12 protein-coding genes and 4 tRNA genes are annotated in these 9,102 nt (G+C 67.4%); 2 read left to right on the forward strand and 14 right to left on the reverse strand.

Annotated elements, in window-relative coordinates; genetic code table 11:
• From tuf to rplM, 14 genes are all read right to left on the reverse strand, one after another.
• Window positions 1-1,193 (reverse strand): elongation factor Tu (tuf, locus tag VKH46_16565; protein ID HKB72450.1); only part of this gene is annotated, 1,193 nt, incomplete at its 3' end.
• A 50-nt stretch (window positions 1,194-1,243) separates the two neighbouring features.
• Window positions 1,244-1,319 (reverse strand) — tRNA-Thr (locus VKH46_16570).
• 210 nt (window positions 1,320-1,529) lie between these two features.
• Window positions 1,530-1,604, reverse strand: a tRNA-Gly gene (locus tag VKH46_16575).
• 34 nt (window positions 1,605-1,638) lie between these two features.
• Window positions 1,639-1,725 (reverse strand) — tRNA-Tyr (locus tag VKH46_16580).
• Window positions 1,726-1,766: 41 nt separating this feature from the next.
• A tRNA-Thr gene (locus tag VKH46_16585) sits at window positions 1,767-1,842 on the reverse strand.
• Window positions 1,843-2,049: 207 nt separating this feature from the next.
• On the reverse strand, window positions 2,050-2,772 hold the full coding sequence (gene rlmB, locus VKH46_16590) for a 23S rRNA (guanosine(2251)-2'-O)-methyltransferase RlmB (GenBank protein ID HKB72451.1): 723 nt from the start codon (window positions 2,770-2,772) through the stop codon (window positions 2,050-2,052).
• 150 nt (window positions 2,773-2,922) lie between these two features.
• Window positions 2,923-3,438 (reverse strand): 2-C-methyl-D-erythritol 2,4-cyclodiphosphate synthase, encoded by a 516-nt coding sequence (ispF, locus tag VKH46_16595; protein HKB72452.1) that lies wholly within the window; start codon window positions 3,436-3,438, stop codon window positions 2,923-2,925.
• Window positions 3,435-4,088 carry a 2-C-methyl-D-erythritol 4-phosphate cytidylyltransferase gene (locus VKH46_16600; GenBank protein HKB72453.1) on the reverse strand — a complete coding sequence of 218 codons (654 nt, stop codon included), beginning with the start codon at window positions 4,086-4,088 and terminating at the stop codon, window positions 3,435-3,437. Before VKH46_16600 ends, ispF begins: the two co-directional genes overlap by 4 nt.
• Window positions 4,085-4,606 (reverse strand): ribosome recycling factor, encoded by a 522-nt coding sequence (gene frr, locus VKH46_16605; GenBank protein ID HKB72454.1) that lies wholly within the window; start codon window positions 4,604-4,606, stop codon window positions 4,085-4,087. The genes VKH46_16600 and frr overlap by 4 nt, the downstream gene beginning before the upstream one ends.
• A gap of 29 nt (window positions 4,607-4,635) precedes the next feature.
• Window positions 4,636-5,382: a UMP kinase gene (gene pyrH / locus VKH46_16610; protein HKB72455.1), complete on the reverse strand. Its 747-nt coding sequence runs from the start codon at window positions 5,380-5,382 to the stop codon at window positions 4,636-4,638.
• Window positions 5,383-5,451: 69 nt separating this feature from the next.
• Window positions 5,452-6,360, reverse strand: a complete 909-nt coding sequence (gene tsf / locus VKH46_16615; protein ID HKB72456.1) for a translation elongation factor Ts — start codon at window positions 6,358-6,360, stop codon at window positions 5,452-5,454.
• A gap of 83 nt (window positions 6,361-6,443) precedes the next feature.
• Window positions 6,444-7,205, reverse strand: a complete 762-nt coding sequence (rpsB, locus tag VKH46_16620; protein ID HKB72457.1) for a 30S ribosomal protein S2 — start codon at window positions 7,203-7,205, stop codon at window positions 6,444-6,446.
• 51 nt (window positions 7,206-7,256) lie between these two features.
• A complete protein-coding gene (gene rpsI / locus VKH46_16625; protein HKB72458.1) occupies window positions 7,257-7,652 on the reverse strand; it encodes a 30S ribosomal protein S9 in 396 nt (131 codons plus the stop codon).
• Between the two features lie 15 nt (window positions 7,653-7,667).
• Window positions 7,668-8,114 carry a 50S ribosomal protein L13 gene (rplM, locus tag VKH46_16630; protein HKB72459.1) on the reverse strand — a complete coding sequence of 149 codons (447 nt, stop codon included), beginning with the start codon at window positions 8,112-8,114 and terminating at the stop codon, window positions 7,668-7,670.
• Between the two features lie 142 nt (window positions 8,115-8,256).
• On the opposite strand from rplM, the gene VKH46_16635 reads away from it, so the two are divergent.
• Both VKH46_16635 and VKH46_16640 read left to right on the forward strand, forming a co-directional pair.
• Complete coding sequence (locus VKH46_16635) at window positions 8,257-8,937, forward strand: ubiquinone/menaquinone biosynthesis methyltransferase (GenBank protein ID HKB72460.1); 681 nt, start codon at window positions 8,257-8,259, stop codon at window positions 8,935-8,937.
• A partial coding sequence (locus tag VKH46_16640; protein HKB72461.1) for a tetrahydrofolate dehydrogenase/cyclohydrolase catalytic domain-containing protein occupies window positions 8,934-9,102 on the forward strand: 169 nt, incomplete at its 3' end. The genes VKH46_16635 and VKH46_16640, both read left to right, overlap by 4 nt.

Genomic DNA, 9,102 nt, shown 5'->3' on the forward strand with positions numbered 1-9,102 from the left:
TACTGAATGATCTCGGTGATGGTTCCGGCGCCGACGGTGCGGCCGCCCTCGCGGATGGCGAACCGCAGCCCCTTCTCCATGGCGATGGGCGTGATCAGCTCGATCTCCATCGCCACGTTGTCGCCCGGCATCACCATCTCCACTCCCGCCGGCAGCTGCGCGGTCCCCGTCACGTCCGTCGTCCGGAAATAGAACTGCGGCCGGTAACCGTTGAAAAACGGCGTGTGCCGCCCGCCCTCTTCCTTGGTCAGGACGTAGGCCTCCGCCTTGAACTTCGTGTGCGGCGTGATCGACTTCGGCTTGGCGCACACCTGGCCCCGCTCGACGTCCTTCCTCTCGACCCCTCGGAGCAGAAGCCCCACGTTGTCGCCCGCTACCCCCTCGTCCAGGAGCTTGCGGAACATCTCGACCCCCGTGACCACCTTCGTCTGCGTCGGCCGGATCCCCACGATCTCGACCTCCTCGCCGACTTTCACCTTGCCCCGCTCGACGCGCCCCGTCACCACCGTGCCCCGACCCGAGATCGAGAACACGTCCTCGATCGGCATCAGGAAATCCTTGTCGATCGCCCGCTCCGGCAGCGGAATGTACGCGTCCACCGCGTCCATCAGCTCCATGATGCACTGGGTGTCCGGCGAATTCGGGTCCCCCGACTCCAGCGCCTTCAGCGCCGACCCCTTCACGATCGGAATCTTGTCGCCCGGGAACTTGTACGACGAAAGCAGCTCCCGCACCTCGAGCTCCACCAGCTCGAGCAGCTCCGGATCGTCGACCATGTCCGTCTTGTTCAGAAACACCACGATGAACGGCACCCCCACCTGCCGCGCCAGCAGAATGTGCTCCCGCGTCTGCGGCATCGGACCGTCGGCCGCCGATACCACCAGGATCGCCCCGTCCATCTGCGCCGCACCCGTGATCATGTTCTTGACGTAGTCGGCGTGCCCCGGACAGTCCACGTGCGCGTAGTGCCGCTTTTCGGTCGAATACTCCACGTGCGCCGTGTTGATCGTGATCCCACGCGCCTTCTCCTCCGGCGCGTTGTCGATCTGGTCGTACCCCTTCGCCGTCGCCAGACCCTTCTTCGACAACACCGTCGTGATCGCCGCCGTCAGCGTCGTCTTCCCGTGGTCCACGTGACCGATCGTCCCGATGTTGACGTGCGGCTTGCTGCGGTCAAATTTCTCTTTCGACATCCTCGTCTCTCTTCCTGCTTGTCAAAACGATCCGGTCTGAACAACCCGGTTGGAGCCCACGACCAGGATTGAACTGGTGACCTCGTCCTTACCAAGGACGCGCTCTACCGACTGAGCTACGTGGGCAAGAGTCACCGGCATTCCGAAAGCGAGACGGGAGACCCCGAGGCCGTGGGTCTCCCCGCTCCGTCCCCGGAGCGGGAGACGGGATTCGGTCTCTCTTTCGCGAGGGGGTTCACCCCCTCGCGCATCCCCACGGGTTCGAATCCCGTCTTCACTCTTCGTCATCGTTCTCGGCTCCGAGTTTGCCCTTCACGGCCAACGTTGCTTTCGGCTTGGAGCGGGAGACGGGATTCGAACCCGCGACCAACAGCTTGGAAGGCTGTGACTCTACCCCTGAGTTACTCCCGCGCGATTCCCGTCTCTCGCCTCCGCGCCCACGACATGGTGGGCAGTGGAGGATTCGAACCTCCGTAGCGCGAAGCGCGGCAGATTTACAGTCTGCTGCCATTAACCACTCGGCCAACTGCCCGGAAAACTGATCTCTCGGGTCGATTCCCCGCGCCCGCTCACTGGAGCCGACGAGAGGAATTGAACCTCCAACCTTCGGTTTACAAAACCGCTGCTCTGCCGATTGAGCTACGCCGGCGCGATTCCCGCGAAGTACCCTCGCCGCTCTCTTCAAAGACCCAGCCGCACACACGGATCTTGTGAGCACGGCGCGAACCACGAACGATACCAGAGCGAGGTTTTCGACGCAAGGACTTTTCGTCTCTGGCGGATAGGATCAGGCCGCTCTCCGCGGAGGACACCTCCTTCGCGCCCAATTTTCGAGCAAAACGACCGGATCGACCCCCTATCCCGCCGGACCCGACCTTCTCTGGCGGACGGCCTCGAACGCGGCGGCGGCGGCCGCCGTCGAGACGTTCAAAGAGGCGATCTGCCCCGCCATCGGCAGGCGTGCGAGCACGTCGCAGCCCTCGGCGACGAGCCGCCGAAGCCCTTTCCCTTCCGACCCGAAAACCAGGACGAGGTCCCCGGACAGGTCGACCCCGTAGAGGTCCTCCCCCCGTTCGTCGAGGCCGACCACGAAGAACGCCTTCTGCCTGGCCTCGTCGAGAAACCGGCGCACGTTCCCCGCCCGGAAGACGGGCACGCGGGACAGCGCCCCCGCGGATACTCTCGCGACCGTCTCCGACAGGGGCGCCGAGCCCCGCTCGTGGACGACGACCCGGGAGCCGGCCGCTTCCGCCACCCGCAGGATCGCCCCGAGGTTGTGGGGGTCCTGAACGTCGTCGAGAACGAACAGGAACCGGCGGCCGCGGTCCCCGGAGAAGATCTCTTCGGCGGCGGCGAATGCCACCTCGGCGAGACGGGCGACGACTCCCTGGTGGTTCCGGGCGAGCCGGTCGAGGCTCTCTCCCCGGCCGTAGCGGATGGCGACGCCGGATCCGCGGCAGAGACGCTTCAACTCCCCGCTCCGGCGGTCCCGGCGCCCTTCGTCGAAAAGGACCCACTCGACCTTTTTCGGTGTCGATCGCACGGCCTCTTCCACCGCATGGAAACCGGCGATGATCATCGGCGACCTCCGGAAAACCGGCTGAAAAAGGTCGAAACCCCTCCCCCGGCCGCGGGCCGACCCCTCCCCAGGCGGGGAGGAGTGGGAGACGCTTTCCGTGTCGATGGGACGACTTCTTCCACCGCATGAAATCCGGTGAGGATCAGGGCCTCACCTCCCTCCCCCCCCTCCACCTGGAGAGGGGGCCGGGGGGTGAGGTTCCAACAGCACGACCACCATCGCCGCCAACCCTTCCCCGCGCCCGGGAAAGCCCATCCCGTTCGTCGAGGTCCCGCGGACGGAGATCTTTTCTCTGGCGACCCCCAGGATCTCCGCCACGCGCCGCTCGAGCGCGTCCCGCCGCGGCGCGATGCGCGGCGCTTCTCCGATGATGGTCGCGTCGAGGTTGCCGACACTCAGACCCCTCGCCGCCGCGAGCGCCCCGGCGGCGGCGAGCATCTCGGCGCTGTCGCGGCCGCGGTTCTCCGGGTCGCGGTCCGAGAAGTGCTCCCCGAGGCTCCCGTTGCTGGACGCTCCCAGGATCGCGTCGGCGGCGGCATGAAGGAGGACGTCGCCGTCGGAATGCCCCGCGAGCCCGCGCTCGCCCGGCCAGTCGAGCCCTCCCAGCCGGAGCGGGCGGCCTTCCGCGAACGGGTGGGCGTCGAACCCGAGGCCGACGCGGCTCACGGCGCGTCCCGGAGCATCGCCTCGGCGATCCGGATGTCTTCGGGGAAGGTGATCTTGAAGGCGCGGCGCGAAACGGGCACGGCGGCGACCCGGATCCCGATCGCCTCGCACCGCGCCGCCTCGTCGGTCGACGGAGGCGCCTCGAGCGCGCGCCGCAGCACGTCGCCGCGGAACACCTGCGGCGTCGCCGCGGCGGTGATCTCCTCGCGGTCGACGGTGCCGGAGATCCAAACGCCGTCCCAGCGCTTCAGCGTGTCGGCGACCGCGATGACCGCGATCGCGGCGCCGCTCTCTTCGGCCGCGGCGATCACGAGGCGGATCTCGTCCGGGCTGACGAACGGCCGCGCGGCGTCGTGGATCACGACATAGTCCCGCGGCCCCGGATCGAGCGCGGCGACCCCGATCGCGACCGATTCCGCGCGCGAGAGCCCGCCGGCGCGCACCGGGAACCGGCGGCCGACCGCCGATTCGACGGCCGACTCGTGGCCGGACGGCGCCATCACGATGCCGCTCTCGAAAGGGATCCCTTCGAAGGCCGCCAGCGCGAGCGAGACGAGCGGCCGGCCCCCGACGGGGACGAGCGCCTTCGGAAGCGGGCTCCCGAGGCGCAGTCCTCCTCCGGCCGCGGGGATCAGCAGATGAAGGCTCACACCTTGAGGATCTCTTCCTCTTTGGCTTTCAGGATCCCGTCGACCTCGGCGATCCGCTTGTCGGTGAGCTTCTGCGTCTCTTCCAGCCCGCGCCGCTCGTCGTCCTCCGAGATCTGCTTGTCCTTCATCATCTTCTTCAGGACGTCGTTGGCCTCGTGGCGGAAACGGCGGATCTCGACCCGCACCTCTTCGGCCATGTGATGGGCGCGTTTGACGAGCTCCTTGCGGCGCTCCTCGGTCGGGGCCGGTACGGGGACCCGGACGATCTTCCCGTCCGACACCGGGTTCAGGCCGAGGTCCGCCTTCCGGATCGCCTTGTCGATCTCGGCGCACATCTTCGGGTCCCACGGCTGCGCGACGATGAGGTTCGATTCGGGGACCGTGAGGCTGCAGACCTGCTTGATCGGCATCTCCGTGCCGTAGGAGTTGACCATGACGCCGTCGAGGAGCGCCGCCGACGCCCGGCCGGTGCGGAGCGTCCCGTACTGGTGCCTCAGCGACTCGATCGCCGTGACCATCTTCTTCTCCGCCGACGCGATCTCGTTTCTCACTGAACGTCTCCTGCCGGCGCGGGGACCTCGTCGACGACGAGCGACCCGATGTCGGCTCCCTCCACGACCCGCCGGATGTTGCCGGGGATCAGGAGATTGAACACTTTGATCGGCAGCCGGTTGTCGCGGCAGAGCGCGACGGCGGCCGCGTCCATCACGCCGAGGTTCTCCTCCAGAGCCTGCCGGTACGTCACGAACGGGAGGAGCCGCGCGGAGCGGTCGAGCTTCGGATCGGCCGTGAAGATCCCGTCGACCTTCGTCGCCTTGAGGAGCACGTCCGCCTTGATCTCGTTGGCGCGCAGCGCCGCGGCCGAATCGGTGGTGAAGTACGGGTTCCCGGTGCCGCCGACGAAGAGCACGACGCGTCCTTTCTCGAGATGCCGAAGCGCCCGCCGGCGGATGAACGGCTCCGAAATCTGACGCATCTCGATCGCCGAGATGAGCCGCGTGCTCACGTCGCGTTTCTCGAGGAGGTCCTGCATGGCGAGGCCGTTGATGACGGTCGCGAGCATCCCCATGTGGTCGCCCGTCACCCGGTCGATCCCGGAGGCGGCCGCGGTCACGCCGCGAATGATGTTCCCGCCGCCCAGGACGACCGCGATGCCGACTCCCGTGCGGTGGACGTCGGCGATCTCGTCGGCGATGCGGGAGATCCGCTCCGGGTCGATCCCGAACGGGCGGTCGCCCATCAGCGCCTCGCCCGAGACCTTGAGGAGAATTCGTTTGAAACGAGGAGCCGTCACGCGTCGGATTCTACTAAAAACAAAGGCCGGGACCTTCGCCCCGGCCCGAAATCGTGCATTGCAGAAGAATCACCGCGATTGCGCCGCGACCTCGGCCGCGAAATCATTCTCGCGTCTGGCGAGCCCTTCCCCGAGCTTGTAGCGGAGGAAGCGGAGCCCGAGGGCCCCTTCCCCGCCCCGCGCCTTCAGCACCTGGCCGACCGTCTGCTTGTCGTCCCGGACGTATGCCTGCTCGCAGAGGACGCACTCCTGGTAGAACTTCTCGATCTTCCCTTCGGCGATCTTCTCGACGACGTTGGCCGGCTTTCCGGAAGCGACCGCCTGCGCGCGGGCGATCTCCCGCTCCGACTCGAGCGCGGCGGCGTCGACGTCTTCCCGGCGGGCGAACCGGGGCTCCGCCGCGGCGACGTGCATCGCGACGTCGCGGGCGAGGTCCCCGCCGGCGCCCGGGATCCCGACGATCACGCCGATGCGGCCGTTGCCGTGCACGTAGGTCGCAAACGTCTCGCCGGGCTTCCCGATCCAGCGCGCGAACCGCCGCACGCTCATGTTCTCCCCGATCTTCGCGATCAGCTGCGACACGGCCTCCGCGACGGTCGTTCCGAGCGCGATCGGAGACGGGAGCCGGAGGAGCGCCTCGACGGGGCCGTCGCTCGTCTCCCCGAACGCCTCGTGGCCGGCGATCCGGTCCGAGAGCTTCTCGACGAACGTGCGGAAGTCCTCGGTCTTGGCGACGAAATCGGTCTCGCAGTTGACCTCGAGCAGCACCGCGGCGGCCGGATGCACCTTCGCCGAGACGAGCCCTTCCGTGGCGGCGCGGCCCGCTTTCTTCGCGGCCGCAGCGAGGCCCTTCTTGCGCAGGATCGTCACCGCCTCCTCCGCGTCGCCCCCGGCCTCCTTCAGGGCGGCCTTGCACTCCATCATTCCCGCGCCGGTCCGCTGGCGCAGGTCGTTGACCATCTTGGCCGTGATCTCCATGGGTCGCTCCATCACAAAAACCGTCGCAAAAGATCGGGCCGGGGCGAGAAATGCCCCGGCCCGCGTGTTGACGTCGTCGGTGATTACCCGGCGACGGCGCCGAAGGTCTCCGGGGACGGGGCGCCGGCCGAGGCCGCGCCTTCCCCCGTGTAGCGCTCGTCGTGCGCGTGGAGGCCTTCGAGGATCGAATCGGCGACCTTGCTCGTGAAGAGCCGGATCGCGCGAATCGCGTCGTCGTTTCCGGGGATCACGTGATCGACCAGCTCCGGATCGCAGTTGGTGTCGACCACCGCCACGATCGGGATCTTCAGGGAGTGCGCCTCCTTGACGGCGATGTGCTCCTTCTTCGGGTCGATCACGAACAGCGCGTCCGGCAGCTCGTCCATCTCCTTGATGCCGGAGAGGTTCTTCTCGAGCTTTTCCTTCTCACGCTCGAGCCGGATGCGCTCCTTCTTGGTGAGGTTCTCGTTCTCCGTGTCGGAGAGCGACGCCTCGATTTCCTTGAGCCGGTGGATCGACTTGCGGATCGTGGCGAAGTTCGTCAGCGTTCCGCCGAGCCACCGCGTGTTCACGAAGAACATCCCGCAGCGGTTGGCTTCCTCGTAGATCGCGTCCTGCGCCTGACGCTTGGTTCCCACGAAGAGAATGTTCTTTCCCGCGGCCGCGAGCGCGGTCACGAATTCCGAGGCTTGCTTGAACTGCCTGAGCGTCTTTTGCAGGTCGATGATGTAGATCCCGTTGCGCTTGCCGAAGATGAACTTCTTCATCTTCGGGTTCCAGCGCTTCGTCTGATGACCGAAATGGACGCCAGCCTCGAGCAGTTCCTTCATCGAAATAGAAGCCAGATCACACCTCCTTCGAAACGGGGAGGGGCGCCGTGCCCCGCCCTCTCGTGCCTATCGCTTGGAGAACTGGAAGCGGGCCCGCGCGCCGCGCTGGCCGTACTTCTTGCGCTCCTTCACGCGCGAATCGCGCGTCAGCAGCCCTTCCTTCTTCAGCCGCGGCCGAAGCTCGGCGTTGAACTCGAGCAGCGCGCGCGAGATCCCGTGCCGGATCGCGCCCGCCTGCCCCGCCGGGCCGCCGCCCATCACCGTGACGCCGATGTCGAACTTGTCGGTCGTTTCCGTCAGCGCGAGCGGCTGCTTGATGACCATCTTCAGGACCTTGTTCGGGAAGTACTCGTCGAACCCGTGGTCGTTGACCGTGATCTCGCCGGTGCCCGGCTTGAGATAGACGCGCGCGACCGCTTCCTTGCGGCGGCCCGTCCCGTAGTATCGAAGTGTCGCTGCCAAACTGTCCTCCTGCCCTTACGCCCGCGCCGCGAGCTTCAACGTCTTCGGGCGCTGCGCCTCGTGCGGATGCGTGGCGCCGCCGTACACTTTCAGCTTCTTGAACTGCTTCCGGCCGAGCGAGTTCTTCGGCAGCATTCCGCGCACCGCTTCCTCGATCAGCTTCTCCGGATGCTTCGCGCGCATGTCGGCCGCGTTCGTCTCCCGCAGGCCGCCGGGAAATCCCGTGTGCCGGCGGTACATCTTGTCCTGCTCCTTGCGGCCGGTGAGGACGGCCTTGCCGGCGTTGACCACGACGACGAAGTCGCCGTTGTCGAGCGACGGGCTCCAGGCGGCCTTGTTCTTCCCCATCAGGATTTTCGCCGCGCGCGCCGCCACCCGGCCGACGGGCGTCCCCTGCGCGTCCACGACGAACCAGTCGTGGCGCACCTGAGACTGTTTTACCACCATGGTCTTCGACGACATTCCCACTCCAAATGATCTTGCGTCGGAAACTTCCGAACGCCGATCCCGGCGTCGCACCGAACCGGACGCAGTACTCCCTTCGGCAAGGGGACAGGAAAGATATCCGTAAACGCTTGTACTGTCAAGCTGCTATTCTCCCGCCGTGCCCGAACTGGACAAGTCCCCGTCGTCGGTCGCCTCGATGTTTTCCCGGATCGCCCATCGATACGACGCCCTGAACCACCTCCTGTCGTTCAACGCGGACAGGCGGTGGCGGGCGGGAGCGGCCCGCCGGGTGAACGGATCCCATCGGCGCGTGCTCGACCTCGCCACCGGAACGGGCGACCTCGCGTCGGCGCTCGCCCGGGACGGGAGGACCGTCGTGGGCGCCGACTTCTGCCTCGACATGCTGGCCGGCGCCCGCCGGAAAGGCGCCGTCGCCCTCCTTTCCGCGGCGGACGCGCTCGCGCTTCCTTTCCCGGATGCCGCCTTCGACGCGGTCACGATCGCCTTCGGGGTGCGCAACTTCGTCGACCTTCGCGCCGGGCTCGCCGAGATCGAGCGCGTGCTGCGTCCCGGCGGCCTCCTCGTCGTCCTGGAGTTCTCGCAGCCTTCCGGGCCGGCGGGGGCGGCCTACAAGGTCTACTCCGATCGCGTCCTCCCCTGGATCGGAGGCCTCCTCTCGGGAAGCCCCGAAGCGTACCGCTATCTCAACCGATCGGCGCGGGTCTGGCCCGACCGGGCGACGCTCTCCGCGGTCCTGCGCGAGGCCGGGTTCGCCGACGTCGCCGCCGCCGCGATGACGTTCGGAATCGTGGCGCTCCACACCGCGAGGAAACCGTGACCGCGCGCGTCCTCGAAGGGACCGCCCTCGCCGCGGAGCTCCGCGCCGAAGCCGCCGCCGAAGCCGTGGAATTCGCCGCGAAGAACGGCCGCGCCCCCGGGCTGCGGGTGATCCTCGTCGGCAACGATCCCGGGTCCAGCGTCTACGTCCGCAGCAAGGAAAAGG

The organism is Thermoanaerobaculia bacterium, assembly GCA_035260525.1.
GTDB lineage: Bacteria > Acidobacteriota > Thermoanaerobaculia > UBA5066 > DATFVB01 > DATFVB01.

Coding starts and splice junctions, on each gene's coding strand:
- tsf (HKB72456.1), bottom strand. CDS start 6,360: ATGGAGATCACGGCCAAGATGGTCAACGACCTGCGCCAGCGGACCGGC.
- frr (HKB72454.1), bottom strand. CDS start 4,606: ATGGTCACGGCGATCGAGTCGCTGAGGCACCAGTACGGGACGCTCCGC.
- rplM (HKB72459.1), bottom strand. CDS start 8,114: ATGTCGTCGAAGACCATGGTGGTAAAACAGTCTCAGGTGCGCCACGAC.
- rlmB (HKB72451.1), bottom strand. CDS start 2,772: ATGATCATCGCCGGTTTCCATGCGGTGGAAGAGGCCGTGCGATCGACA.